This is a genomic window from Synechococcus sp. FACHB-909, from assembly GCF_014698945.1.
GTDB lineage: Bacteria > Cyanobacteriota > Cyanobacteriia > PCC-6307 > Cyanobiaceae > Cyanobium.
In genome coordinates, this window is sequence record NZ_JACJTY010000002.1 from 509061 (window position 1) to 532854 (window position 23794).

Below are 23794 nucleotides of genomic sequence, written 5' to 3' on the forward strand. Positions count from 1 at the left end.
GCGGGGGCTTCGGGCCGCATTCTCCCCTACCCCCCCGCCTGCTTCGGCCGGTAGCCGTCCTTCTCCAGGGCGGCCAGGGCCGCCGCCACGTGATCCCCCTGCAGTTCGATCACCCCGTCCTTGAAGGTGCCGCCGGTGCCCGTGCCGGCCTTGAGCCGCTTGAGCAGCTGGCGCGCCTCGGCTTCGGGAGCCTCCAGGCCCGTGATGGTGGTGACCAGCTTCCCCCCCTTGCCGGCCCGGGTGCGCTGCACCCGCACCTTCTGGAGCCCCCTGGGCGTCGTGGCCGAGGCGGCCTCGGGCCGCTGCAGGTTGTCCGGCCCGCTGAACTCCCTCCAGCCCCCCTTAGGCACGGGTGGGCCCTCCCGCGATCAGTCGCTGGAGGCGGCGGCCGGCGGCGGCGGCCAGCCGGGTGGGCAGGGACCTGGGGCGCATCGTCTCGGGCAGGGCGGGGGGCTCGGAGAAGTCGTAGCCGTCACCGACGCGGTGCCGGGCCATGGCCTTGTGGTTGGCGGCGGCCGTGTAGTGACAGACGTAGGAGCGACGGGTGAGCGCGGGGTCGCCCATCGGGGTGCCGCCGTGGATCAGGGCCCCGTGCCAGATCAGCACATCGCCGCGCCGGGGCAGGTAGATGGTCGGCGTCCAGTCCTGGGCTTCGATCAGGGCCTCCAGGTACGGGCCGTAACCCGCCGCCGTGTGGGGGTCGCCGTCGCGACTGGCCAGGATCCCACCCCCGCCCCAGTCGTAGAACTGATCGTCCGCCAGCAGATGGGAGCCCTTGTAATAGACGAGCGGTCCGGCCTGATCGCTGATGTCCTCCAGGGGGATCCAGGCGGCGGCCAGGTGGCCCAGCCGGCTGTGGTGATGCACGTAGGAGAAGTCCTGGTGCAGGGACTGCTCGCTGCTCTTCCAGAAGGTGAGCGACTGGATCAGCCCCGGCGACGATCCGAAGAGTTCATCGAGGAAATGGATGATGGGATCGGCGAAGGCCAGTGAACGGGCCGCCTCGAAGTAGCGGTGCAGGTCGTTGAGCTTCAGCCCCGGGGGGGCCGTACGGAGATCGGTGATGCCGAGCCGGGGCAGATTGCGCAGAACCCGGGCGTCGTAATGCTCCGCCTTGCCATCGATGCCGATCATGCCGTGCAGCAGTGAGGTGCGGGCCAGACCCGGCAGGGCCTCGAGGTCGCCGTCCATCCGATCGAGAAGCTCAGGGTCCAGCGCCTGAGGAAAGATCACCACCCCATCCCGCAGGAAATCGAGCACCGGGCCGGAATAGATCCGGCCGGCCAGATCGGGCTGCTGTCGATACAGGCGTTCCGCCAGAGGCAGGGAGGTCAGGTAGTCGGCGGGAAGCATCTCTGACGTTCGTGGGCGACGCGGTCGGAAGCAGTTCGGGCGGATGGTTCTCCGGTGGCAACCGGATCTCCGCTCCGCCGCTGCCGCCCTGGGTGGCGGCTACCTAAGGTGAATCATCTCCTCTCGCGCAGCGCCGGTGACCAGCACCGCCCCAACCCGCAGCGCCGATCCTGCCGAGCTGCAGCCGTCGGTCCGCCCGGATGGCCTGGGCCGTTTCGGCCCCTTCGGCGGGCAGTACGTCCCCGAAACGCTGATGCCCGCCCTGGCGGAGCTGGAGGCGGCCGCGGCCGAAGCCTGGGCCGATCCCGCCTTCACCGCCCGGCTGAATCACCTGCTGCGCACCTACGTGGGCCGGCCCACGCCCCTCTATGAGGCCGAGCGGCTCACGGCCCACTACGCCCGCCCGGAGGGCGGTCCGCGCCTGTGGCTGAAGCGCGAGGACCTCAACCACACCGGCGCCCACAAGATCAACAACGCCCTGGGCCAGGCCCTGCTGGCGCTGCGCATGGGCAAGAAGCGGATCATCGCCGAAACGGGCGCCGGCCAGCACGGGGTGGCCACGGCCACGGTCTGCGCCCGCTTCGGGCTGGAGTGCGTCATCTACATGGGCGCCGAGGACATGCGCCGCCAGGCCCTGAACGTGTTCCGGATGCGGCTGCTGGGGGCCACCGTCCAGCCCGTCACCGCCGGCACCGCCACCCTCAAGGACGCCACCAGCGAAGCCATCCGCGACTGGGTCACCAACGTGGAGAGCACCCACTACATCCTCGGTTCGGTGGCCGGCCCGCACCCCTACCCGATGCTGGTGCGGGATTTCCATGCCGTGATCGGCCAGGAAGCCCGGACCCAGTGCCTGGAGTCCTTCGGCCGGCTGCCGGATGTGCTGATCGCCTGCGTGGGCGGCGGCTCCAATGCCATGGGCCTGTTCCATCCCTTCGTCCAGGACACGTCCGTGCGTCTGATCGGGGTGGAGGCGGCCGGGGAGGGCGTGGCCACCGGGCGCCATGCCGCCACCATCACCGAAGGCCGGGTGGGGGTGCTGCACGGCGCCATGAGCCTGCTGCTGCAGGACGACGAAGGCCAGGTGCAGGAGGCCCATTCGATCAGCGCCGGCCTCGATTACCCGGGCGTGGGCCCGGAGCACAGCTATCTGCGCCAGATCGGCCGGGCCGAGTACGCCGCCGTCACCGATGCCCAGGCCCTTGAGGCCCTGCGGCGGGTGAGCGAACTGGAGGGCATCATCCCGGCGCTGGAGACGGCCCATGCCTTCGCCTGGTTGGAGTCCCTCTGCCCCACCCTCGCCCCCGGCACCGAAGTGGTGCTCAACCTCTCGGGCCGCGGCGACAAGGACGTCAACACCGTGGCGGAGAAGCTGGGCGACGGCCTGGCGGGCTAGGCCCTCAGAGGGGGTCGTGCTCCCAGGGGAAGCGGGGCAGCTTGTGGAGCCCCTCCTGCATATGGCGGGCCCACACGTCCATGGTGTGCTGGATCTCCGGTGCCTCCTTCTCGAGCTTCAGGTGCCGGCTCACCTTGAAGGCGTCGCGGGGGACCATGGCGATCTCGAAGGGTGGCCCCACGGTCAGATTGGAGCGCCGGGTGACGATCTCTGACACCAGGCAGAGCCGCGCCGCATCCTCCAGGGAGAGGTCGGGGCGGCCGATGTAATCGAGGGGAGGCTTGCCGTACTTGGTCTCGCCGATCTGCAGGAAGGGCGTGTCGTCGGTGGCCATGATCGCGTTCCCCTGCGGGTAGATCATGTAGAGCCCATGGGGCTGGCCAGCGATCTGGCCGCCGAGGATGAAGCTGGCCTCGCCGCTGGCGCCCGCCTGGCGCAGGTTGGGATTGAACTCCTTCTGGACCATCACGTTGAGCCGGCCGATGTAGTCGGCCACCTCGAACAGGTAGCGGGCCGTGAGCATGCTCGGCCCGGCCGGAGGGTCGTCCTGGCGGGTCCACTGGGGGCTGGGGCCGGCGCCATGGTTCTCGATGTCACGGCGGATCCGGTTGAGCACCGCCTGGGTGGTGCCCAGATTGCCCGCCGCCATCAGCACGAACAGCCGGTCGGGGGCCGGGGCCAGCACGTGCATCTTGCTGTAGCTGGAGATGTAGTCGACGCCCGCGTTGGTGCGGGAGTCGGAGGCGAACACCAGGCCGCTGTGGAGGAGGAAGCCGAGGCAGTAGGTCATCAGCTGAGCAGCCTCTCCAGGATCGAGGCCACCGACTGGACCGCGGCGCGGGCGGTGGCGTAGGCCATGCGCATCGGCCCCACCAGGCCCACCTGGCCCCGGCCGCCGTGCCCGGTGCGGTAGGTGGCCTGCACCACCGCGCACTGGCCGAGGGCCGCATGGGGATGCTCCGTGCCGATCCAGATCGCTTCGTTCAACACCGGGTCCTGGGAGCCGGTGAACCCGAGCAGGGTGCGGGGGCCGTGCTCCACCAGCTGCACCACGGGCAGCAGGCTGGAGCTGTGGCGGAATTCGGGCTGGGCCAGCAGGCCGCCCAGGCCGGCGGCCACCACGGCATCGAGCTCCTCGCTGCGGATGCGGCCGTGGCTGTCGAGGGCCTGTCGCAGCAGACCGCCGCTGCGGCGCAGTTCCGCCGGCAGCCGCTCCCAGGGGATGCGGCCGTTGCCGCCGGCGCGGAGCTGCTCGTTGCTCCAGCGCTCCAGGATCGGCAGCTCCTCTTCCAGGCCGGCGCCGAGGCGCAGGTTGAGGCTGGTGCTGAAGTCGGGCCCCTGGACGAGAAACACCAGCAGCCGGTCGCCGCTGGGCACGAGCCGCACCGCCTGCAGCAGGGGGCTGGGCCGCTGGGGGCGGGTGATCAGGCTGAGCAGGCCGGTGAGATCGGCCAGGCGGCGGGCCAGGTGCAGCAGCAGGTCATCGAGGGCGGCCCACTGCAGGCTGATCCCGGCCAGCTCACGCTCCAGCTGCAGGGCGGCGGCCCCCGGGGCCGGCAGCAGCTGGTCGACGTAGAGGCGGTAGCCGCGCTGGCTGGGGATCCGGCCGGCGGAGGTGTGGGGCTGGGTCAGCAGGCCGCGCTGCTCCAGGGCCCCCATGGCCGTCCGCACCGTGGCGGGGCTGGCCGGCAGGCCGAAACGCCGCACCAGCGTGTGGCTGCCCACGGGTTCGACGGTGTCCACGTAGTGCCGCACCGTGGCCCGGAGGACCTCCTGTTGTCGGCGCGGCAGCGTGTCCAAGGAATGGGGGAAAAGTTGAAAAGATAAACAGAAGATTGATCCTAGGTGCGGTGGACCCGCCACCGGCCCGGGGCGGGGACTCAGTAACGGGGAACCTGGGGATCCACCTCCCGGCTCCAGGCGTCGATGCCCCCTTTGAGATTCCAGACGTCGCCGTAACCCTTCTCCTGGATCAGCCAGCAGGCGAAGTCCCAGCTGCGGATGCCGGCATGGCAGAGCACCACCACCGGTTGCTCGCGGTCGAGGTGGGTCTCCAGCTCCGGCAGCCACTCGCGGTGACGGCTCAGCGGGAGGTGCACAAAGGCGAGCGGCAACGTGGCCAGGGCCAGTTCGCCGTCCTCCCGCACGTCCACGATCCGGAGAGGTTCCCCCTCCGCCAGGCGCCGTTGCAGCTCCACGGCGGAGAGGGTGCGGGGGGTGCCCGGGGGGGTCGGCTCGTCCATGGCGGGCGTCGGAGGGGGGGTGGCGTCAGGATGGTCCCATCCTGCTGAGAACAGATGAAGGCCCGCCCATTCCTGGCGGTGCTGCTGGCCCTGGTGCTGGTGGTGCTCGGTCTGGGGCTCGGTGGCTGGTGGCTGGTGTGGCAGCGCAGTGCCCTGCGTCTCCAGCGGCTGCCGCTGGAGGTGCCGCGGGCGGCCCGGTTCGTGCCCCGGGACGCCCCCTTCAGCCTCCACCTGTTCACCGATGGTGAGCAGCCCCTCGACTATGCCCGTGCCGTCGCGCCGCCCCGCCGGCGACGCCAGGCGGCGGAGGCGGTCGGCCGGCTGCGCGACGGGGCCTTCGCTGCGGCCGGTCTCGATTACGGCACGGAGCTGAGCTCCTGGCTGGCATCACCGGTGGGCCTGGCCCTGTTCGAGGCGGACACCGGCGGCGCGGCGGGGGCCACCCGGCGTGGAGGGTGGCTGCTGGTGCTGGGCAGCCGGGACGACGGTGGCGCCCGCCGCTTTCTGCAGCGGTTCTGGCAGACCCGCAGCCTGGCGGGCACCGATCTCCAGATCAGCACGTACCGGGGCCTGGGTCTGATCAGCGGCCGGGGAGCCCTGCTGGGCCGGACGCCGATGCCCCTGGCCACGGCCCTGGTGGATGACGACCTCGTCCTGATCGCCTCGGGACGGGGGGTGCTGGAGCAGGCCCTCGACGTGTCCCAGATCGACGAGCTCAACCAGGCCGGCCAGCCCGGCTTCCAGGAGGGTCTGCGGCGTCTTGGCACCGGGGCCGCCCTGGTGCAGGCGGCCCCGGATGCCCTGGAGCGCTGGCTGGGGCTGCCGCTGCCGGCCCCGGCCGACCAGCGGCCCGGCGGCCTGCTGCTGGCCCTGCGGCCCGACGGCCGCAGCCTGCGGCTGTCGGGCCTGCTGGAGCTGCCGCCACAGACGACGCTGCCCGAGGTCGGTGCCGACGGCGACCTGGGCCGGGCCCTGCGGGCTGCCCTGCACCGCCCCTCCGCCAGCCTCGCCGTGGTGCAGGACCCCGCCGTCATCGACGCGATTCCCCTGCTGCAGCCGCTGCTGAACCGCATGACTGGAGGGGCCGGGGCGGCGGGGCCTCTGCCCGCCCTGGTGGTGGGGGCCGACGCAGGCCCCCTGCTGGCGGCCGCCAGCGGCGAGCGCTGGCTGCTCGGGACCGCGGCCGATCGCCCGGCGGCGGCCGCCGTCGAGGCCTCCCTGGCGGCCGATGGCCTGATCGCCGCTCCCCTGGACGTGGAGGGCCGCTCGCTGCAGGTCTGGACGCGGCTGCGGGCCGGCACCGGCCGCCGCGACGACAGGGCCGAGCAGCTGCAGGCCCCCCTGCTGGGCTGGCGCTGGCAACGGGGCGACCAGGCCTGGTGGGGGGAGTCCCTGGGGCAGCTGGAGAGCCTCGACGCACCGGGTTCGAAGGGCGCTGCACAGCCCAAGGACCCGCTGGAGGTCCTCGCGGCCCCGGCGGCGGCCTTGCAGTGGGCCCTCGATGGTCCGCGGGCCCGCGACCTGCTGGCCTCCTGGCAGCCGTGGCAGCGCCTCACCGCCCTGGCCGGAGGCCCCCTCAGTGACCCGGTGGCGGGGCTGGCCCTGGCCCTGACGGGGGAGTCCGGGGTGCTGGCGGTGGATGCCCGTCTCGACTTCGGGGACGCCTGACCATGGCGTCTCTGGGCTGGGACCTGCTGCTGCTGCGCCATGGCATCGCCGAGGAGCGCAGCCCTGACCGCGTCGACGCCGAGCGGGAACTCACCGCCGCCGGCCGGGCCCGCACCCGGGCCGTGCTGGAGCGGGCCGCCGGCCTGGGGCTGCGGGCGGATCGCCTGCTCTCCAGCCCCCTGGCCCGCGCCCGGCAGACGGGGGAGATCGCCCGCGAGGCCGGGCTGGCCCCGGCCCTGGAACTGGCCCAGGCCCTGGAGCCGGGGGGTGACCCCCTGCCCCTGCTGCCGGCCTGGCGGACCCAGGCGGAGGGGGACGCGGCGGCGCCCTTCCGGCTGTTGCTGGTGGGCCATGAACCGGACCTGGGGCTGCTGGCGGCCCGCCTCCTGGGGGCGCCGCCCGGGGCCATCACCCTGCGCAAGGCGGGCCTGGCCCTGCTGCGCCTGCCCGTGGTGCCGACCGGGGCGGCGCTGGCCGGCAGCGCCCGGCTGGAATGGCTGGTGCGGCCCAAGCTCTGGCTGCCCCGCCCCTGAGCCGGCAGCCGGCGCTACGGCAGAAGCCCGTTCCTGCGCCTAAGTTCGTCCCATCCACAGGATTCGGCATGGCGGCGGTGAGCACCCCAGAGGCCAACGACCCTCAGGGCACCCCTCCCTCTCCATCGCCCCCGGCGCCGGCCATGCCCACGTTCCGCCCCGGTCTGGAAGGGGTGCCGGCCTCCCAGTCGGCGGTGTGCGATATCGAGGGCCAGCGGGGCCTGCTCACCTACCGGGGCTACCCGATCGAGCAGCTGGCGAGCCACAGCAGCTTTCTGGAAACCGCCTACCTGCTGATCTGGGGTGAGCTGCCCACCATCTTCCAGCTGCGGGAGTTCGAGCAGGAGGTGCAGATGCACCGGCGGCTCAGCTTCCGCATCCGCGACATGATGAAGTGCTTCCCGGCCACGGGTCATCCGATGGATGCCCTGCAGGCCAGTGCGGCCTCCCTGGGGCTCTTCTATTCCCGCCGCGCCCTCTACGACCCCCAGTACATCGTCGATGCGGTGGTGCGGCTGATCGCCAAGATCCCCACGATGGTGGCGGCGTTCCAGCTGATCCGGAAGGGCCAGGACCCGATCCAGCCCCGGGACGACCTGGCCTACTCGGCCAACTTCCTCTACATGCTCACCGAGCGGGAGCCCGACCCACTGGCGGCGCGGATCTTCGACGCCTGCCTGATCCTGCACGCCGAGCACAGCCTCAACGCCAGCACCTTCAGCGCCCGGGTCACGGCCAGCACCCTCACTGACCCCTACGCGGTGGTGGCCTCGGCGGTGGGCACCCTGGCGGGCCCCCTGCACGGCGGCGCCAACGAGGATGTGCTCGACATGCTCGACCAGATCGGCAGCATCGACCAGGTGGAACCCTGGCTCGACCGGGCCATCGCCCAGAAGCAGAAGATCATGGGCTTCGGCCACCGGGAGTACCGGGTCAAGGATCCCCGGGCCGTGATCCTGCAGGGCCTGGCGGAGGAGCTCTTCCAGCGCTTCGGCCACGACGCCATGTACGACGTGGCCCTGAAGCTGGAGGAGGTGGCCGGCCGGCGGCTGGGGCCGAAGGGGATCTACCCCAACGTCGACTTCTACTCCGGTCTCGTCTACCGGAAGCTCGGTATTCCCCGCGACCTGTTCACCCCCATCTTCGCCATCGCCCGTACGGCAGGATGGCTGGCCCACTGGAAGGAACAACTGGGTGCCAACCGCATCTACCGTCCCTCGCAGATCTACACCGGCCCCACCGAGCGGGGCTGGCTCCCCCTGGAAAGCCGTCCGGTTCCTGGCTGAGTCACTGGCTGACCCTTTTCCCCCTAGGTTCCCCCCCAACGGAGTTCTCTGATGCTGTCCACTGGCCTGCTGGGTGCCGCCGTTGCTCCCCCCGGTCTCGACCTCCAGTCGAGCTTCCTCGACCTCGCCCAGGCCATGGGCCTCACCCCCGGGGCGGCCCGCCTGCTGTGGCTGCCCCTGCCGATGGTCCTGGTGCTGGTGGGGGCCGTCGTCGGCGTGCTGGTGAGTGTCTGGCTCGAGCGCAAGATCTCGGCGGCCGTGCAGCAGCGCATCGGCCCTGAGTACGCCGGCGCCCTGGGGGTGCTCCAGCCCTTGGCCGATGGCCTCAAGCTCGTCTTCAAGGAGGACATCATCCCGGCCCGGGCCGATGGCCTGCTGTTCAGCCTCGGCCCCGTGCTGGTGGTGGTGCCCGTGATTCTGTCCTGGCTGGTGGTGCCCTTCGGCCAGAACCTCCTGATCAGCAATGTGGGGGTGGGCATCTTCCTGTGGATCGCCCTGAGCAGCATCCAGCCCATCGGCCTGCTGATGAGCGGCTACTCCAGCAACAACAAGTACTCCCTGCTGGGTGGTCTGCGGGCCGCCGCCCAGTCGATCAGCTACGAGATCCCCCTGGCCCTGGCGGTGCTGGCGGTGGTGATGATGAGCAACTCCCTCAGCACCGTCGACATCGTCGCCCAGCAGACCGGGGCCGGCATCTTCAGCTGGAACATCTGGCGTCAGCCCGTCGGTTTCGTGATCTTCTGGATCTGTGCCCTGGCGGAATGCGAGCGCCTCCCCTTTGACCTTCCTGAGGCGGAGGAGGAGCTGGTGGCCGGCTATCAGACCGAGTACTCCGGCATGAAGTTCGCCCTCTTCTACCTGGGCAGCTACATCAACCTGGTGCTCTCGGCCCTGCTGGTGTCGGTGCTCTACCTGGGCGGCTGGGGCTTCCCGCTGCCCGTCGAGTGGATCACCGGCTGGCTGGGTCTCTCCCCCGACGCCCCGCTGGTCCAGGTGATCACCGGCTCGATCGGCATCGTCAGCACGATCCTCAAGGCCTATCTGCTGGTGTTCTTCGCGATCCTGCTGCGCTGGACCACTCCGCGGGTGCGGATCGACCAGCTGCTCGACCTGGGCTGGAAGTTCCTGCTGCCGATCGCCCTGGTCAACCTCCTGGTCACCGCCGGCCTCAAGCTGGCCTTCCCGGTGGCCTTCGGCGGCTGAACCCGTTCCCCGGATACCAACACAGCGGCCCCCTCGGGGCCATCATGGTCCCCATCCCGTAACCCCCTCGCCCTAGCCATGTTCGGGTTTCTCAAGCAAGTCGGTGATTACACCCGGGAGGCGGTGAGCGCGGCCCAGACGATGACCCAGGGGCTGGCGGTCACCTTCGATCACCTGCGGCGGCGGCCGATCACGGTCCAGTACCCCTACGAGAAGCTGATCCCCTCCGAGCGGTACCGGGGCCGGATCCACTACGAGCTCGACAAGTGCATCTCCTGCGAGGTGTGCGTGAGGGTCTGCCCCATCAACCTGCCCGTGGTGGACTGGGTGATGAACAAGGCCACCAAGAAGAAGGAGCTGCGCAACTACTCGATCGATTTCGGGGTGTGCATCTTCTGCGGCAACTGCGTGGAGTACTGCCCCACCAACTGCCTCTCCATGACCGAGGAGTACGAGCTGGCGGCCTTCGATCGCCACAGCCTCAACTACGACAACGTCGCCCTCGGTCGCCTGCCCACCAGCGTCACCTCCGACCCGGCGGTGTTCGCCCTGCGGGAACTGGCCTACCTTCCCAAGGGCGCCATGGATCCCCATGGGGTTCCCGCCAGCGAGCCCCGGGCCGGCCGGCTGCCGTCCCAGGTGCTGGAAACCCTCCCCTCCGACAGCACCGCAGAGTCCTGATGTCGATCGCTTCCACCACCCAGCAGATCTGTTTCCTGGTGCTCTCGGCCACCACGGTGATCGGCTCCCTGGGCGTTGTCCTGCTGCCCAACATCGTCTATTCCGCTTTCCTGCTCGGCGGCGTCTTCCTCTCGGTGGCCGGCCTCTACCTGCTGCTCAACGCCAGCTTCGTCGCGGCCGCCCAGATCCTCGTCTACGTCGGGGCGGTCAATGTCCTGATCCTGTTCGCGATCATGCTCGTGAACAAGAAGGAAACCCTCGCCGCGATCCCCGGCCTGCTGGTCCGCCGTCTGCTGTCCGGCGCCGTCTGCGCCGGCCTGTTCGCCCTGCTGCTGCGGGTGGCCTTCACCACCCCGTGGGCGCTGCCGGGTCCCACGCCGGTCGGCGAGGAAGCCACCATCCGCATCGGCGAGCACCTCTTCACCGACTATCTCCTGCCCTTCGAGCTGGCGTCGGTGCTGCTGCTGATGGCCATGATCGGGGCCATCGTCCTGGCCCGCCGCGATGTCTTCAGCACCGACGTGATCACCGGTGAGCCGGCCGATCAGGGTCTGATCGAGAAGGATCGCACCCCCCTGCTGATCGAGACGTCCGCCAACGCCCCCACCCTGCTCACCAAGCCATGATCTCCGACGCCGCCTCCCCGATCCCCCTCGAGGCCTTTCTCGCCGTCGCGGCGATGCTGTTCTGCGTCGGTGTCTGGGGGCTGATCAACAGCCGCAATGCCGTGCGGGTGCTGATGAGCATCGAGCTGATGCTCAATGCCGTCAACATCAACCTGATGGCCTTCTCCGACTACCTCGATGGTCAGCTGATCCGGGGGCAGGTGTTCGCGATCTTCGTGATCACCGTGGCCGCGGCCGAGGCGGCCGTCGGTCTGGCCATCCTGCTGTCGCTCTATCGCAACCGCGAAACCGTCGACATGGAGCGCTTCAACCTGCTGCGCTGGTAGCGGTGTCAGCGTCCCCGGTTTCCGCCCATGCGGCTTGAGAGGGTCTGGCTGATCCTGCGCAAGGGCAGCCAGGCTGCCCAGCGCCAGGCCCGTCGCTGTGCCCAGGACCTGCGCTCCCAGGGGGCCAGCGTCACCACCGCCGTCAGCGGGCTGGGGCTGAACCCCTTCCCCGGCCTTCTGGCCACCGAGGCCGAGCTGCCGGACCTGGCCGTCGTTCTCGGCGGGGACGGCACCGTGCTCGCCGCGGCCCGTCATCTGGCCAGCTACGGGGTGCCGGTGCTCAGCTTCAACGTCGGCGGCCACCTGGGCTTCCTCACCCACGAGCGGCGCCTGCTCAGGCTGCAGGGCGATGGCCACGGAGAGCCGGGCCACGATCCGGACGACACCCTCTGGCAGCGCCTGCGCGACGACCGCTTCGCGATCGAGCGGCGCATGATGCTGGAGGCCCGGGTCGACCGCGGCGACGGCGTGCCCCAGGAGGGGGACGTGGCCTCCGACGGCGACCTCAGCGGGGGCGGCGATGGCCCCCACACGGCCCTCAACGACTTCTACTTCCGTCCCGCCCTCGACGAGCTCTCCCCCACCTGCATGCTCGAACTCGAGATCGACGGGGAGGTGGTGGATCAGTACCGGGGCGACGGGCTGATCATCGCCACCCCCACCGGCTCCACGGGCTACGCCATGGCCGCCGGGGGGCCGATCCTCCACCCGGGCATCGAAGCGATCGTGGTCACGCCGATCTGCCCGATGAGTCTCTCCAGCCGGGCGGTGGTGGTGCCCCCCGGCTCCAGGCTGTCGGTGTGGCCCCTGGGGGAGGCCAGCCGCCGGGTGAAGCTCTGGAAGGACGGGGCCCATGCCACCGTGCTGGAACCCGGGGATCGCTGCGTCCTGCAGCGGGGCCGCCATCCGGTGCTGATGCTCCAGCTCGAGCAGAGCCCCTCGTACTACAGCACCCTCACCCACAAGCTCCACTGGGCCGGCAGCCTCACCGCCGGCGAGCCGTCCCGCAACTGATCCGCGCCCATCCACGCCCCGACGCCCACCCTGACCCATGGCCCTGGAAATCGAGCGCCGCTTCCTCGTCCGTGGCGAGCTGTGGCGCCCCCATGCGGTCGGAGAGAACCTGATCCGCCAGGGGTATCTGGCCAGCGGCCGTGACGACCTCACCCTGCGGGTGCGGCTGGCCCGCCCCCCGGAGGGCCCGATGGCGGCCTTCCTCACCCTCAAGCTGCCGGCCGCCGGCGGGGGCCTGATGGGGCCGGAGCATGGGGAGCCGATCCCGGCGGCCGGTCAGGCCCTGACGCGGCAGGAGTACGAGTATCCGATTCCGGCCGACGACGCCGAGGCCCTGCTGGAGCGGTGCGACCATCGGCTCGGCAAGATCCGCTTCGGCCTGGACCTGCCCGGGGGCGACTGGGTCCTGGATGTGTTCGAGGGGGCCAATGCGCCCCTGGTGGTGGCGGAGGTGGAACTGGAGCGCGCCGACCAGCCGGTGGCCGTTCCCCCCTGGTGCGCCCTGGAGATCACCGGCCGCCGTGAGCTCAGCAATGCCGCCCTGGCACACCGTCCCCTGGCGATGTGGCCGGAGGCCGACCGTCAGGCCCTGCTGGCCCAGGCCCACGGAGGACCCGACTGAGGACCCCACCGGTGCCGCTCAGCCGGGGCCTGTCCCGGCGTCAGGGGGCAGAGCGCAGCAGTTGAATCCGTCACGGCAGATCTTGCCGTGATCCATCGCCCAGTTCAGCAGGGCCACCCGGTTCTTGGCGCCGGTCTTGGTGAAGATGTTGCTGACGTGGTTGTCGACCGTGCGCTTGCTGATGGTGAGCTGGCCGGCGATCTCGAGGTTGGTCAGTCCGGTGGCCACCAGCTCGATGATCTCGATTTCCCGCTCAGATAACTCGCTGTGTGGATGCACCATGGGCCGCTCCAGGGACGGGGATGGGGACAGTGAGCTGGAAGCCGCCATGGACCTGCGCTCAGCCATCGGCTCCTCGGCGAGGGCTGTTTCACTCTAGGCAGCGGCTGCTCCATGATGCCCCTGTCTTGGAGATGGCCGTTGCAGCTTCGACAGGCCCTGGCGGACGGTCGGTTCGCCGTGACGGCGGAGGTGACACCGCCCCGGGGGGGCGATGCCACGCGCACCCTCGAGGCGGCGACGGCGCTGCGGGGTCTGGTGCATGCGGTCAACGTCACCGATGGCAGCCGGGCCGTGATGCGGATGAGCAGCCTGGCGGTGTGCCGTCTGCTGCTGGAGGCCGGCATCGAGCCGGTGCTGCAGATGACGTGCCGCGACCGCAACCGCATCGCCTTGCAGGCCGATCTGCTCGGCGCCCATGCCCTCGGCATCCGCAACCTGCTCTGCCTCACCGGTGACCCGGTGCGGGCCGGCGATCAGCCCGGGGTCCGGGCGGTGAACGAGCTGGAGGCGGTGCGGCTGCTGCAGCTGGTGCGGGGCCTCAACGCCGGCGAGGATCCGGTGAAGGGGGAGCTGCCGGATGGGGCCACGGCCCTCTTCCCCGGCGCCGCCGCCGATCCCCAGTCGCGGAGCTGGAGTGGGCTTCTCTCCAGGGTGCGCCGCAAGCAGGAGGCGGGCGCCCGTTTCCTCCAGACCCAGATGGTGATGGATGCGGCCGCCCTGCGCCGCTTCGTGGAGGAGATCACCGGCCCCCTCGGACTGCCGGTGCTGGCCGGGGTGTTTCTGCTCAAGTCGGCCCGCAATGCCCAGTTCATCAACCGCGTCGTGCCGGGGGCCTGCATCCCCCAGTCCCTGATCGACCGCCTCGCCGGCGCGGCCGATCCGGCGGCGGAGGGGGTGGCGATCGCCGCCGAACAGGTGGCCGCTTACCGCTCCATCGCCCAGGGGGTGCACCTGATGGCCATCAAGGCCGAACACCGCATTCCCCAGATCCTGCGGCTGGCGGGCCTAGGGGGCGCCGCTGGCGGCGAGGTCGGTGCCCAGCAGCTCGGCCATGGCCTTCTGCTGCGGTGAGGGGGTGCCCACGTCCTGGCGGCGCGAATCGGTGATCAGCCAGTCGAGGGCGGCCTCCTGGAGATCGAAGTGGTCGCCGTTGCGGTCGACGCAGTAGCGGCCGTAGACCAGCTTCTCGACGAGCTGGACCCCGGGGCCGATCCGGGAGTAGTCGAAGATGATCGAGTTGTCGATCGTGGCCCCTTCGCAGATGTGGCAGCTCGGCCCGATCATGGCCGGCCCGATGATCGTGACGCCGTTCTCGATGCGGGTCATGCCGCCCACGAAGATCGGCCCCTCGACGTGGATCTGGTCCCAGTCGGCCGCCACATTCAGGCCCGCGTAGATGCCGGGGCGCACCTGCTTGCCAGGAATCTGCACCTGGCGCACATCCCCCTGCAGCACGCTGCGGATCGCCTGCCAGTAATCCGGCACCTTGCCGATGTCCACCCACTCGAATTCCATGGGCAGGGCGTAGAAGGGGGCCCCGGATTCCACCAGCCTGGGAAACAGGTCGGCGGCGATGTCGAAGGGTTCGCCGCTGGGGATGAAATCCAGGACGGCCGGTTCGAAGATGTAGATGCCGGTGTTGATCATGTCGCTGGCGGCCTCTTCCACCGACGGCTTCTCCTGGAAGGAGAGCACCCGGCCGGCTTCGTCGGTCACCACCACCCCGTAGCTGCTCACCTGGTCGCGGGGCACCCGTTTGGTGATCAGGCTGGCCATGGCCCCCTTCTCGCGATGTCGCCGCACGGCTTCGGTGAGGTCGAGATCGATGAGGGCATCGCCGCAGAGCACCACGAAGGTGTCGTCGAAGAAGGACTGGAAGTCCTGGATCTTCTTGAGGCCTCCGGCCGAACCCATGGCTTCGCCGATCAGCTCACCGTCCTTGATGCGTCCCTCGAAGCTGTAGGCGATCTGGACATCAAAGCGCTGGCCGTCGCGAAAGTAGTTCTCGATCTCCTCCGAAAGGTGGGAGACATTGACCATGATTTCGTTGAAACCGTGCTCCCGGAGCAACTCGAGCAGAAACTCCATCACGGGTTTCTGGAGGATCGGAATCATCGGCTTGGGCGTTGTGTGCGTGATCGGACGCACCCTTGTTCCCTTGCCTGCCGCCAGGATCATCGCCTTCATCGGCGTCGTTTCAGGTCGGAGGTGAAGACCCACCCTACGGAGAAAACTCAGGCGGCCACTGCCTCCAGAGCCGGCCCCCTATCTGACCCCTGCCCCGGCAGCCGCGGCAGGCTGAGCGCTTCGACCCGTTCCTCCCCGCGGCGGCGCAGGCTGAGGGGACCGTAGAGGCCGCCCTCCTGGGCCAGTTCCACCTTGCCCTGGGAGGAGAGGAACAGCAGGGCCCAGAACACCCCCACCCGATCGCTGTCCAGATCGGCGTCCTCCGCAGAGCCGGCGGGGGGGCTGGCCAGGGCCTCCGCCCAGGCGCCCACCAGGGCGTCGAAGGTCACCCACGCGAGGGCCTCGGCGGTGGGCTCCCACGCCAGCAGGAAGCGGCTCAGGGCGGCGGTGGTCTCCGGCAGTTTCTCCCGGTGGGCCAGGGAGGCCACCTGGGCGATCGCCGCCCGTTCGCTGTAACGGCGGGCGCGGGGCCTGTGCCGCCCTTCCCCTCCCTCCTGCTCGAGCCGCTCGGCGATGTCCTCGAGCTGGCGGATCAGTTCCCCCAGGGTGACGGGGCGCTGCAGGGGGGGTGGCGCCACCGGCCGGCGCTGCAGGTGCCGTTCGGGCCGCCGCGGCAGGGCCACCGCCGAGGGGTCCCAGCCGCCGTCGTCCTCGGCGTCGAAGGCGTCCTCCAGCAGGGGCTCGGGCGGGAAGGTGGCCGATTCCAGCAGTTCCGCCTTGAGCCCCACCAGCACCGAGGCGGCCAGGAAGGCCTCGCTGGACTCGGCCAGATCCCGTTCGTAGCTCCCTCCCTGGGGGGCCAGGCGCCTGGGCAGCTCGATGCGCTGGCGCAGCTGGTCGAGGAAACCGTCGACGACGGCGATCACATCGACGTCCCAGGGATCGATGTCGCCCCGTTCGGCCGCGTCCTGGAGCAACCGGATGGCGAGTCTGGCGCCCGCTTCTGCCACGCGCGATGTCCTGCTCGGAGGGTGCCGTCCCTGGGCAAGCTACCGGCTGCGGCCCGATGGCACCAGTCGCGGTGATGACCGAACCGGCCCCAGGGCCTCAGTCGGCGGCCAGCGAGAGGCTGCCGTCGCCCCCCTCATCACGGGACGACGCCGAGCTCTCGCCGGCGGCAGGCAGCAGCCCCAGCTGGGCATCCACGGTGGCCCGGTAGCGGCGCAGATCGTTTTCCAGCTCGCTGATCCGCACCTGCTGGGCCTCCGCTTCGCCGGCGGTCTGCAGGGTTTCCACCTTGCGCACCACGCCGCTCCAGACGGCGTAGATCCAGGCGGCGGTGGCACCGAGACCGCCCACCAGGAGCAGCAGGGCCGCCAGCGGCAGGGTGGTGCTCACGCCCGGAAGGAAATGCACCGTGGTGGCGGTGGTGTTCTCCAGGGTGAACATCACCGTGGCCAAGCCGAAGCTGAAGATCAGAAGGAAGTTGATCTGCCGCATGGAGACCCTCGCTGTGCGATGGAGGAGCGTAGGCATCCTCCCCGGAGGATGGCGCCATGGCCCCGGGCCTGCGCAGGGTTTCGTAACCGGCCCCCAGGCGGCCCACCGCCGTGGCGTGGACGGGGCTCAGCGGACGGCCTGGGCTCAGCCGAGGGCCGGGGCGTGCAGCAGGGCAGGCGGCAGGTGGCCGAAGGCGCCGGTCGCCATCACCGCCGGGACCGGGGCGCGGCCCACCTTCACCAGGGCGACGGACTCCCGCTCCACCAGGGCCTCGATCGCGGCCTGGTAGCTGTCGGTGACCAGGCGCGGGTAGAGGCCGATGCCGATGATCGGCACCAGCAGGCAGGAGATCACGTAGATCTCCCGCGGCTCGGCGTCGACCAGGTGGGTGTGGGAGGCGAGCTCGGGGTTCTCCTTGCCGAAGAAGATCTCCCGCAGCATCGACAGCAGGTAGATGGGGGTCAGGATCACGCCGATGGCCGCCAGGACGGCGATGACGATGCGGAAGCTGAGGCTGTAGGCCTCACTGGTGGCGAAGCCCACGAACACCATCAGCTCGGAGACGAAGCCGCTCATGCCCGGCAGGGCGAGGGAGGCCAGGGAGCAGACGGTCCAGAGGGCGAACATCTTGCGCATCTTCTGGCCCACCCCGCCCATCTCGTCGAGCTGGAGCGTGTGGGTGCGGTCGTAGGTGGCGCCCACCAGGAAGAACAGGCTGGCCCCGATCAGGCCGTGGCTGATCATCTGGAGCATGGCGCCGCTGGTGCCCAGGGCGCTGAAGCTGCCGATGCCGATCAGCACGAAGCCCATGTGGCTGATCGAGCTGTAGGCGATCTTGCGCTTGAGGTTGCGCTGGGCGAAGGAGGTGAGGGCGGCGTAGATGATGTTGACCACCCCCAGGATCACCAGCAGGGGGGCGAACTGGACGTGGGCCTCGGGCAGCAGCTGCACGTTGAAGCGCAGCAGCGCGTAGCCGCCCATCTTCAGCAGGATGCCCGCCAGCAGCATGTGCACCGGCGCGGTGGCCTCACCGTGGGCATCGGGCAGCCAGGTGTGCAGGGGCACCACCGGCAGCTTGACGCCGAAGGCGATCAGCAGGGCCGCGTAGCAGAGCACCTGGAAGCCCGTGCCGAACTCCTTGGCCGCCAGCACGGTGTACTCGAAGCTGGGGGCGCCGCCGCCGTAGAAGGCCATCGCCAGGCCCGCCAGGAGGATGAACAGCGAGCTGCCGGCGGTGTAGAGAATGAACTTGGTGGCGGCGTACTGGCGCTTCTTTCCGCCCCAGATGGCCAGCAGCAGGTACACCGGCAGCAGTTCCAGCTCCCAGGCCAGGAAGAACAGGAGCATGTCCTGCACGGCGAACACGGCGATCTGGCCGCCGTCCATGGCCAGGAGTAGGAAGTAGAAGAGCTTGGGCTTGAAGGTGACCGGCCAGGCGGCCAGGCAGGCCAGGGAGGTGATGAAGCTGGTGAGCAGGATCAGCGGCATCGAGAGGCCGTCGGCCCCCACCGACCAGGCCAGCCCCAGGTCGGGCAGCCACTGCACCCGCTCCACCAGCTGCAGGCCGGGATCGGCCGGGTCATAGCCGCGCAGGTAGGCCGCCACGGTCACCAGGAAGGTGGTGAGGGCGACGCCGAGGGCGTACCAGCGGACCTGCTTGCCATCGCCCTTGTCGGGCACGAAGGGGATCAGCAGAGCGGCGCCGATCGGGAACAGAATCGCGGTGCTCAGCCAGGGAAAGGGCACAGAAACGGTGCTGTCCATCTGGCCGGAGTGTAGAAATCCCTGCCTCCGACACACCCACCGGATGGGCGTTGTCACACACAGAGGGACTCAGCCGAAGGCGCTGAACAGGAGCACCAGGCCGATGACGCCGCCGAAGACGATCAGGGCATAGAACTGGACCCGGCCGGTCTCGAAGTACTTCAGGCCCTCGCCGCTGCCCAGGGTGAGCAGGCCGGTGAGGTTGACCACCCCATCCACCACCTTGGAGTCGACGTCGAGCACCTGGCGGGCCAGGCGGCGGCTGCCCTGCACGAACAGCTTCTCGTTGATGGCATCGAGGTACCACTTGTTGGCCAGGAACCGGTTGATGGCCGGGAAGCGACCCGCCACGGCGGTGCCCAGATCGATGCGGTGCAGGGCGTAGGCGAGCACCGCCAGGCCGATGCCGAGGCTGGAGATGGCCACCGAGGCGCCCGCCAGGGGCAGGAACTCGCCCCAGCTGAACTCCTTGGCCACCTCGGCGGCCTCGACGGGATCGACGAGGTTGCCGAAGCGGCTGTTCCAGGGGGTGCCGAGCAGGCCGATCAGCACCGACGGCACCGCCAGCACCACCAGGGGGGCCGCCATCTGCCAGCCCGACTCGTGCGGGTGGCTGGCGTGGGCGTGGTGGTCGTCGTCGGTGGATCCGCCGGAGGGCTGGCCGGCGGCGCTGAGCAGCTGGGCGCGGATGCCGGCGTCCTGGCCGCGGAAGGAGCCCTCAAACGTGAGGAAATAGAGGCGGAACATGTAGAAGGCGGTCATCCCGGCGGTCAGGAAGCCCATGGCCCAGAGCAGCGGGAAGCTGTTGAAGGCCTGGCCGAGGATCTCGTCCTTGCTCCAGAAACCCGCCAGGGGGGGGATGCCGCTGATCGCAATGCAGCCGATCAGGAAGGTGGCGGAGGTGATGGGCATGTATTGGCGCAGGCCGCCCATCAGGCGCATGTCCTGGGCCAGCACGGGTTCGTGGCCCACCACCTCCTCCATGGCGTGGATCACCGAGCCGGAGCCCAGGAACAGCATCGCCTTGAAGAAGGCGTGGGTGACCAGGTGGAACATGCCGGCCACCGGGGCGCCGCAGCCCATGGCCAGCATCATGTAGCCGAGCTGGGAGACGGTGCTGTAGGCCAGCCCCTTCTTCAGATCCATCTGGGTGAGGGCGATCGAGGCCCCCAGGAACAGGGTGATGGTGCCGATCACGGCGATCACCAGCTGCACCTGCGGAAAGGGCTCGTAGACCGGCTGCAGCCGGGCCACCAGAAACACGCCGGCCGCCACCATGGTGGCGGCGTGGATCAGGGCCGAGATGGGGGTGGGGCCCTCCATGGCGTCGGGCAGCCACACATGCAGGGGGAACTGGGCCGACTTGGCCATCGGACCCATGAACACCAGCAGGCAGAGCAGCACGGCCACCCCGGTGGGCAGGCCGCCACCGGCGACGGCGGCCGAGAGCCGTTCACCGATCTCCTCGAAGCCGAAGCTGCCGGTGGCCCAGAACAGGCCCAGGATCCCCAGCAGCAGGCCGAAGTCGCCGACCCGGTTGACCACGAAGGCCTTCTGGGCGGCGTTGGCGGCGGCGTCACGGTCGTACCAGAAGCCCACCAGCAGGTAGGAGCACATGCCCACCAGCTCCCAGAAGACGTAGATCTCGAGCAGGTTGGGGCTGATCACCAGCCCCAGCATCGAGCTGCTGAACAGGGCCAGGTAGGTGAAGAAGCGGACATAGCCCTTGTCGTGGGCCATGTAGCCGTCGGAATAGACCATCACCAGGAGGGCGATGGTGGTGACCAGCGACAGCATCACCGCCCCGAGGGCGTCGACGCGGAAGCCCATCTGCAGGTGGAAGGTGCCGGCGCCGGCCCAGTCGAACAGCACCTCCGTGGCACCGGCTCCGGCCAGCTGCTCGGCCAGGATCGCGAAGCTCAGCACCGCAGCCATGCCCACGCTGGTGATCAGCAGCAGGGCCACCGGCTTGCGCAGGCGGTTGACGGTGCGGTTGAAGGTGATCAGCCCCAGCCCGGTGAGGCAGGCCCCCAGCAGGGGAAGCACCGGGATCAGCCAGGCAAGTTCGGAAGCGGCGGGCATCCTGGGGGCTCTGTTGGCGCGAGTTTAGGCAGGCCCGTCGGCATGGCTCCGCCTCTGTGGTGGCCTGCCCATCGACCCCCGCCGGCTGGTGGGGGCTTCAGCCCAGCCAGTGGGCAAGGGCCGTGCGCGAGAAGGTGGTGGCGCCGAGGCCGATCCAGCGGTGGGCCCACCAGAACACGCCGATGGCGATGGCGATCCCCAGCTGGGAGGGCCGCAGGAATTCCGCCGCCACCAGCGTCTGGCGGCCGTCCAGAACGGCAGCGAAGGGCAGCACCGAGGTGGAGGCCCGCAGCTCCTCGAAGGCGGCGCCGAAGCGGTGGCGCAGGCGCCGGTCCCCGTTCCAGACGGCGAACAGGTGGTGGCCGATCAGCCCCACGCAGGCCACCAGGGTGAAGCTGGTGCCGATCCAGAGCAGGTGGGTGGCGCACCAGAGCACCTGGCCCACGGCCTGGGGATGGCGGCTCACCCGGATGATCCCCGTGGCGTACAGACGCACCTGGGGCTTCAGCACCGCCGGGATCTCCAGCAGGTTGTAGGTGGCCGGATACAGGAACAGGAAGCTTATTGCCGTGCCGGTCCAGACCAGCGGCACCACCCAGGGCTGGTCCTGCAGGTTCCAGAGCCTGACCCCGTCGTAGCGGTGGGCCAGGAAGTACCCCACCACCACCACCGCCGAGGGAATGCTGAGCCCGGCGAACAGCAGGCGCCAGAGCCGGGCCCCGATCCGCTCCTCCCCCCAGACCCTCAGGGAGGCCCCGCCGCTGTGGATCAGGGCGAAGAGCACCAGCAGGGCCAGCATCACCACGCTGCTGTGCTGGGGGCCCGCGGTCAGCAGGGGAAGCGAGGCCATGGGGATGGGGCGTCCTGGAGCGGATGTGACAGGCCGATTCTTGCCACCGGGCAAGCCCCCTAGAGTTCCGCACGGCCTGCCGGCTCCGGCGAACGGTCCCCCCGCGGCCTCCCCGACCCATGGCAGATCTGCCTTTCACCCTCGACCAGCTGCGCATCCTGCGCGCCATCGCCAGTGAGGGCAGCTTCAAGAAGGCGGCCGACAGCCTCTACGTCACCCAGCCGGCGGTGAGTCTGCAGATCCAGAACCTGGAGAAACAGCTCGACGTCTCCCTGTTCGACCGCGGCGGCCGCAAGGCCCAGCTCACCGAGGCCGGTCACCTGCTGCTCAGCTACTGCGACCGGATCCTGAGCCAGTGCCAGGAGGCCTGCCGGGCCCTCGACGATCTCCACAACCTGCGCGGCGGCTCCCTGGTGGTGGGGGCCAGCCAGACGACGGGCACCTATCTGATGCCCCGGATGATCGGCCTGTTCCGCCAGAAATACCCGGACGTGGCGGTGCAGCTGCAGGTGCACAGCACCCGCCGCACCGGCTGGAGCGTGGCCAACGGGCAGATCGATCTGGCGATCATCGGCGGTGAGCTGCCGGCGGATCTCAACGACCTGCTGCAGGTGGTGCCCTACGCCAACGACGAACTGGCCCTGGTGCTGCCCCCCAAGCACCCGCTCTCCCGCCTGCCCGAGCTCACCAAGGACGATCTCTACCGCCTCGGCTTCGTCTGTCTCGACGCCCAGTCCACCACCCGCAAGATGGTGGACCAGCTGCTCAGCCGCTCCAAGCTCGACGTGCAGCGACTCAAGATCGAGATGGAGCTCAACTCCTTCGAGGCCATCAAGAACGCCGTTCAGGCGGGCCTGGGGGCGGCGTTCCTGCCGGTGGTGTCGATCGAGCGGGAGCTGGCCGCCGGCACCCTGCACCGCCCCCAGGTGGCCGACCTGATGGTGCGGCGCCAGCTGAAGCTGATCACCCACCCGGCCCGCTACTGCTCGCGGGCCGCCGACGCCTTCCGCCGGGAGGTGCTGCCGGTGTTCGCCAGCCCGGACAGCCCCCTGCGCCAGGTGCAGACCACGCCGGGGCTGGCCGAGCGCAACGGCGTCAGAACTGATCGGCCTCAGGGGTGATGCCGACGGCGTCATCGGCGGCGCCGGCGACCCCGCGGGTCTGGAACTTGTTGCCGGTGATGTCCGTCTGGTAGACGCAGCGGACGATCGGCTTGTCGCGCACCGAGCCGATGTAGGCGAAGGTGTTCATGCGCTGCTTGCACTGGCGCATCTGCTCGGCGGTCACGGCGCCCTCCTTCTGCAGCACCGACCAGTTCTCCCGGCGGATGACGCAACCGGGCTGGAGGGTCGGCTGGGTCACGAAGCTGCTGCTCGGGTTCATCGTGGTGTACAGCTCGATGTCCATCACGAAGGCGCTGGCGCCCCACTGCTTGCAGAACTCGGGGTCGGGCACCGCCATGTCGAGCTGCTGGGCGCTGGCGATGTTGCCCTGGTTCCCCTGGGTGGTGCTGGTCACGGCGCTGCCGATGCCGATGCCCACCACCAGCACGCCGGCCAGCACCGCCACCGTGGCCACGTTCAGCTGGATGTTGGGTCCGCCGCCGCCGCCACCGCCGTTACCGGCGGGGGGCCGGCCGCCGCCGCCACCGTTGCTGCCGCGGCGGCCCTGGGGCCCGTAACGGGGATCCTCCCGGCGGTCATAGCCGGTGGCGAAGCGATCGGCCCGGTCGTCGTAGCGGCCGGAGCGCGCGTCGGCCCGGGGGTCGTAGCGGGGATCGGTGCGGTCGGGTCGGGGCGCGTAGCCGCCCGGTTCGGGGCGGCCGGCGCTGCTGCGGGAGCGGGTCACAGGGTTTCCGGGCTGCGGGGCAGGCCCATCGAGTAGTTCAGAACCCGGGCCTCGGGGTTGTAGCTGAGTTCACCGGCCTGGAGCATCTGACGCACCAGCCCCTCGAGCTCGGAGCCGATGCGGCGCAGGCTGTAGTCGCTCAGTTCCTGGCCGGCCTGGGCCGCCACCAGCTCCCGGAACCGGGCGCGCACCTTCTCGAGGGCCGCCTCGTCCCAGAGGAACTCGTTGTCGGGATCGATGTCGAGGGTGAGCTGATCCGGGTCAGGGATGAGGTCGTTGTTCTCGACCCGCGCCGTGAACAGCCGGATGTGGCGGGTGGTGGACTTGAGCAGCGTCTCGACCATGGGCTCGGCCTCGGGGGCGGGGATCGTCAGAAGGGGGTGGCACCCA

The 23794-nt window shown here is 70.0% G+C and carries 26 protein-coding genes; 12 read left to right on the plus strand and 14 right to left on the minus strand.

Annotated elements, in window-relative coordinates; all coding sequences use genetic code 11:
• Nucleotides 1-26: 26 nt before the first annotated feature.
• On the minus strand, nucleotides 27-350 hold the full coding sequence (locus H6G99_RS05795; RefSeq protein ID WP_094587415.1) for a translation initiation factor: 324 nt from the start codon (nucleotides 348-350) through the stop codon (nucleotides 27-29).
• Nucleotides 343-1353, minus strand: coding sequence for a phytanoyl-CoA dioxygenase family protein (locus H6G99_RS05800; protein WP_094587416.1), 1011 nt, complete (start codon nucleotides 1351-1353; stop codon nucleotides 343-345). Before H6G99_RS05800 ends, H6G99_RS05795 begins: the two co-directional genes overlap by 8 nt.
• A gap of 136 nt (nucleotides 1354-1489) precedes the next feature.
• Here H6G99_RS05800 and trpB point away from each other — a divergent pair, with 136 nt between their 5' ends.
• The gene (gene trpB, locus H6G99_RS05805; RefSeq protein WP_190610483.1) at nucleotides 1490-2749 is read left to right on the plus strand and encodes a tryptophan synthase subunit beta; all 1260 of its coding nucleotides are present in this window, start codon (nucleotides 1490-1492) and stop codon (nucleotides 2747-2749) included.
• Between the two features lie 4 nt (nucleotides 2750-2753).
• On the opposite strand, the gene H6G99_RS05810 is transcribed toward trpB, so the two are convergent.
• From H6G99_RS05810 to H6G99_RS05820, 3 genes are all read right to left on the minus strand, one after another.
• On the minus strand, nucleotides 2754-3539 hold the full coding sequence (locus H6G99_RS05810) for a proteasome-type protease (protein ID WP_094587418.1): 786 nt from the start codon (nucleotides 3537-3539) through the stop codon (nucleotides 2754-2756).
• Nucleotides 3539-4549 carry an HrcA family transcriptional regulator gene (locus H6G99_RS05815; RefSeq protein WP_199296981.1) on the minus strand — a complete coding sequence of 337 codons (1011 nt, stop codon included), beginning with the start codon at nucleotides 4547-4549 and terminating at the stop codon, nucleotides 3539-3541. The genes H6G99_RS05810 and H6G99_RS05815 overlap by 1 nt, the downstream gene beginning before the upstream one ends.
• Nucleotides 4550-4629: 80 nt before the next feature.
• The gene (locus tag H6G99_RS05820; protein WP_094587420.1) at nucleotides 4630-4992 is read right to left on the minus strand and encodes a rhodanese-like domain-containing protein; all 363 of its coding nucleotides are present in this window, start codon (nucleotides 4990-4992) and stop codon (nucleotides 4630-4632) included.
• Nucleotides 4993-5046: 54 nt separating this feature from the next.
• Between H6G99_RS05820 and H6G99_RS05825 the strand changes: the two genes are divergently transcribed.
• The 9 genes from H6G99_RS05825 (at nucleotide 5047) to H6G99_RS05865 (ending at nucleotide 12951) form a co-directional block, all read left to right on the plus strand.
• Nucleotides 5047-6660, plus strand: coding sequence for a DUF3352 domain-containing protein (locus H6G99_RS05825; protein ID WP_190610484.1), 1614 nt, complete (start codon nucleotides 5047-5049; stop codon nucleotides 6658-6660).
• A 2-nt stretch (nucleotides 6661-6662) separates the two neighbouring features.
• On the plus strand, nucleotides 6663-7193 hold the full coding sequence (gene sixA / locus H6G99_RS05830) for a phosphohistidine phosphatase SixA (RefSeq protein ID WP_190610485.1): 531 nt from the start codon (nucleotides 6663-6665) through the stop codon (nucleotides 7191-7193).
• Nucleotides 7194-7336: 143 nt separating this feature from the next.
• Nucleotides 7337-8479 carry a citrate synthase gene (locus H6G99_RS05835; protein WP_190610487.1) on the plus strand — a complete coding sequence of 381 codons (1143 nt, stop codon included), beginning with the start codon at nucleotides 7337-7339 and terminating at the stop codon, nucleotides 8477-8479.
• Nucleotides 8480-8530: 51 nt separating this feature from the next.
• A complete protein-coding gene (gene nuoH, locus H6G99_RS05840) occupies nucleotides 8531-9682 on the plus strand; it encodes an NADH-quinone oxidoreductase subunit NuoH (RefSeq protein ID WP_190610489.1) in 1152 nt (383 codons plus the stop codon).
• 78 nt (nucleotides 9683-9760) lie between these two features.
• Nucleotides 9761-10363 (plus strand): NAD(P)H-quinone oxidoreductase subunit I, encoded by a 603-nt coding sequence (gene ndhI, locus H6G99_RS05845; RefSeq protein ID WP_094586745.1) that lies wholly within the window; start codon nucleotides 9761-9763, stop codon nucleotides 10361-10363.
• Complete coding sequence (locus H6G99_RS05850; RefSeq protein ID WP_094586744.1) at nucleotides 10363-10989, plus strand: NADH-quinone oxidoreductase subunit J; 627 nt, start codon at nucleotides 10363-10365, stop codon at nucleotides 10987-10989. Before ndhI ends, H6G99_RS05850 begins: the two co-directional genes overlap by 1 nt.
• Complete coding sequence (nuoK, locus tag H6G99_RS05855; RefSeq protein WP_094586742.1) at nucleotides 10986-11315, plus strand: NADH-quinone oxidoreductase subunit NuoK; 330 nt, start codon at nucleotides 10986-10988, stop codon at nucleotides 11313-11315. The genes H6G99_RS05850 and nuoK overlap by 4 nt, the downstream gene beginning before the upstream one ends.
• Nucleotides 11316-11342: 27 nt before the next feature.
• The gene (locus H6G99_RS05860; RefSeq protein ID WP_190610490.1) at nucleotides 11343-12329 is read left to right on the plus strand and encodes an NAD(+) kinase; all 987 of its coding nucleotides are present in this window, start codon (nucleotides 11343-11345) and stop codon (nucleotides 12327-12329) included.
• A gap of 37 nt (nucleotides 12330-12366) precedes the next feature.
• The gene (locus H6G99_RS05865) at nucleotides 12367-12951 is read left to right on the plus strand and encodes a CYTH domain-containing protein (protein WP_190610491.1); all 585 of its coding nucleotides are present in this window, start codon (nucleotides 12367-12369) and stop codon (nucleotides 12949-12951) included.
• An 18-nt stretch (nucleotides 12952-12969) separates the two neighbouring features.
• On the opposite strand, the gene pedR is transcribed toward H6G99_RS05865, so the two are convergent.
• Entirely contained in the window at nucleotides 12970-13233 is a 264-nt protein-coding gene (gene pedR, locus H6G99_RS05870) for a photosynthetic electron transport-dependent transcriptional regulator PedR (RefSeq protein WP_094586736.1), read from the minus strand.
• 114 nt (nucleotides 13234-13347) lie between these two features.
• On the opposite strand from pedR, the gene H6G99_RS05875 reads away from it, so the two are divergent.
• A complete protein-coding gene (locus H6G99_RS05875) occupies nucleotides 13348-14304 on the plus strand; it encodes a methylenetetrahydrofolate reductase (protein WP_502690439.1) in 957 nt (318 codons plus the stop codon).
• Here H6G99_RS05875 and H6G99_RS05880 read toward each other — a convergent pair.
• From H6G99_RS05880 to H6G99_RS05905, 6 genes are all read right to left on the minus strand, one after another.
• A complete protein-coding gene (locus H6G99_RS05880) occupies nucleotides 14239-15420 on the minus strand; it encodes a nucleotidyltransferase family protein (RefSeq protein ID WP_094586732.1) in 1182 nt (393 codons plus the stop codon). The genes H6G99_RS05875 and H6G99_RS05880 overlap by 66 nt on opposite strands.
• 47 nt (nucleotides 15421-15467) lie before the next feature.
• Nucleotides 15468-16370 (minus strand): segregation/condensation protein A, encoded by a 903-nt coding sequence (locus H6G99_RS05885; protein WP_190610493.1) that lies wholly within the window; start codon nucleotides 16368-16370, stop codon nucleotides 15468-15470.
• A 97-nt stretch (nucleotides 16371-16467) separates the two neighbouring features.
• Nucleotides 16468-16860 (minus strand): lipopolysaccharide assembly protein LapA domain-containing protein, encoded by a 393-nt coding sequence (locus H6G99_RS05890; protein ID WP_094586728.1) that lies wholly within the window; start codon nucleotides 16858-16860, stop codon nucleotides 16468-16470.
• A 144-nt stretch (nucleotides 16861-17004) separates the two neighbouring features.
• The gene (locus H6G99_RS05895; protein ID WP_094586726.1) at nucleotides 17005-18624 is read right to left on the minus strand and encodes an NAD(P)H-quinone oxidoreductase subunit 4; all 1620 of its coding nucleotides are present in this window, start codon (nucleotides 18622-18624) and stop codon (nucleotides 17005-17007) included.
• A 69-nt stretch (nucleotides 18625-18693) separates the two neighbouring features.
• Entirely contained in the window at nucleotides 18694-20706 is a 2013-nt protein-coding gene (locus tag H6G99_RS05900; protein WP_190610494.1) for an NAD(P)H-quinone oxidoreductase subunit 5, read from the minus strand.
• A 97-nt stretch (nucleotides 20707-20803) separates the two neighbouring features.
• Nucleotides 20804-21556 carry an NnrU family protein gene (locus H6G99_RS05905; protein WP_190610496.1) on the minus strand — a complete coding sequence of 251 codons (753 nt, stop codon included), beginning with the start codon at nucleotides 21554-21556 and terminating at the stop codon, nucleotides 20804-20806.
• A 119-nt stretch (nucleotides 21557-21675) separates the two neighbouring features.
• Between H6G99_RS05905 and H6G99_RS05910 the strand changes: the two genes are divergently transcribed.
• Entirely contained in the window at nucleotides 21676-22677 is a 1002-nt protein-coding gene (locus H6G99_RS05910) for a LysR family transcriptional regulator (protein ID WP_190610497.1), read from the plus strand.
• Here H6G99_RS05910 and H6G99_RS05915 read toward each other — a convergent pair.
• Together H6G99_RS05915 and H6G99_RS05920 are read right to left on the minus strand one after the other, a co-directional pair.
• A complete protein-coding gene (locus H6G99_RS05915) occupies nucleotides 22652-23404 on the minus strand; it encodes a DUF3172 domain-containing protein (RefSeq protein ID WP_190610499.1) in 753 nt (250 codons plus the stop codon). The genes H6G99_RS05910 and H6G99_RS05915 overlap by 26 nt on opposite strands.
• Nucleotides 23401-23748 (minus strand): NAD(P)H-quinone oxidoreductase subunit M, encoded by a 348-nt coding sequence (locus H6G99_RS05920; protein WP_094586716.1) that lies wholly within the window; start codon nucleotides 23746-23748, stop codon nucleotides 23401-23403. Before H6G99_RS05920 ends, H6G99_RS05915 begins: the two co-directional genes overlap by 4 nt.
• Nucleotides 23749-23794: the final 46 nt, after the last annotated feature.

Coding starts and splice junctions, on each gene's coding strand:
- nuoH (WP_190610489.1), top strand. CDS start 8,531: ATGCTGTCCACTGGCCTGCTGGGTGCCGCCGTTGCTCCCCCCGGTCTC.
- H6G99_RS05890 (WP_094586728.1), bottom strand. CDS start 16,860: ATGCGGCAGATCAACTTCCTTCTGATCTTCAGCTTCGGCTTGGCCACG.
- ndhI (WP_094586745.1), top strand. CDS start 9,761: ATGTTCGGGTTTCTCAAGCAAGTCGGTGATTACACCCGGGAGGCGGTG.
- H6G99_RS05910 (WP_190610497.1), top strand. CDS start 21,676: ATGGCAGATCTGCCTTTCACCCTCGACCAGCTGCGCATCCTGCGCGCC.
- H6G99_RS05920 (WP_094586716.1), bottom strand. CDS start 23,748: ATGGTCGAGACGCTGCTCAAGTCCACCACCCGCCACATCCGGCTGTTC.
- H6G99_RS05820 (WP_094587420.1), bottom strand. CDS start 4,992: ATGGACGAGCCGACCCCCCCGGGCACCCCCCGCACCCTCTCCGCCGTG.
- H6G99_RS05900 (WP_190610494.1), bottom strand. CDS start 20,706: ATGCCCGCCGCTTCCGAACTTGCCTGGCTGATCCCGGTGCTTCCCCTG.
- H6G99_RS05825 (WP_190610484.1), top strand. CDS start 5,047: ATGAAGGCCCGCCCATTCCTGGCGGTGCTGCTGGCCCTGGTGCTGGTG.
- H6G99_RS05905 (WP_190610496.1), bottom strand. CDS start 21,556: ATGGCCTCGCTTCCCCTGCTGACCGCGGGCCCCCAGCACAGCAGCGTG.
- H6G99_RS05865 (WP_190610491.1), top strand. CDS start 12,367: ATGGCCCTGGAAATCGAGCGCCGCTTCCTCGTCCGTGGCGAGCTGTGG.
- pedR (WP_094586736.1), bottom strand. CDS start 13,233: ATGGTGCATCCACACAGCGAGTTATCTGAGCGGGAAATCGAGATCATC.
- sixA (WP_190610485.1), top strand. CDS start 6,663: ATGGCGTCTCTGGGCTGGGACCTGCTGCTGCTGCGCCATGGCATCGCC.
- H6G99_RS05895 (WP_094586726.1), bottom strand. CDS start 18,624: ATGGACAGCACCGTTTCTGTGCCCTTTCCCTGGCTGAGCACCGCGATT.
- H6G99_RS05835 (WP_190610487.1), top strand. CDS start 7,337: ATGCCCACGTTCCGCCCCGGTCTGGAAGGGGTGCCGGCCTCCCAGTCG.
- H6G99_RS05810 (WP_094587418.1), bottom strand. CDS start 3,539: ATGACCTACTGCCTCGGCTTCCTCCTCCACAGCGGCCTGGTGTTCGCC.
- nuoK (WP_094586742.1), top strand. CDS start 10,986: ATGATCTCCGACGCCGCCTCCCCGATCCCCCTCGAGGCCTTTCTCGCC.
- H6G99_RS05800 (WP_094587416.1), bottom strand. CDS start 1,353: ATGCTTCCCGCCGACTACCTGACCTCCCTGCCTCTGGCGGAACGCCTG.
- H6G99_RS05860 (WP_190610490.1), top strand. CDS start 11,343: ATGCGGCTTGAGAGGGTCTGGCTGATCCTGCGCAAGGGCAGCCAGGCT.
- H6G99_RS05875 (WP_502690439.1), top strand. CDS start 13,348: ATGCCCCTGTCTTGGAGATGGCCGTTGCAGCTTCGACAGGCCCTGGCG.
- H6G99_RS05880 (WP_094586732.1), bottom strand. CDS start 15,420: ATGAAGGCGATGATCCTGGCGGCAGGCAAGGGAACAAGGGTGCGTCCG.
- H6G99_RS05850 (WP_094586744.1), top strand. CDS start 10,363: ATGTCGATCGCTTCCACCACCCAGCAGATCTGTTTCCTGGTGCTCTCG.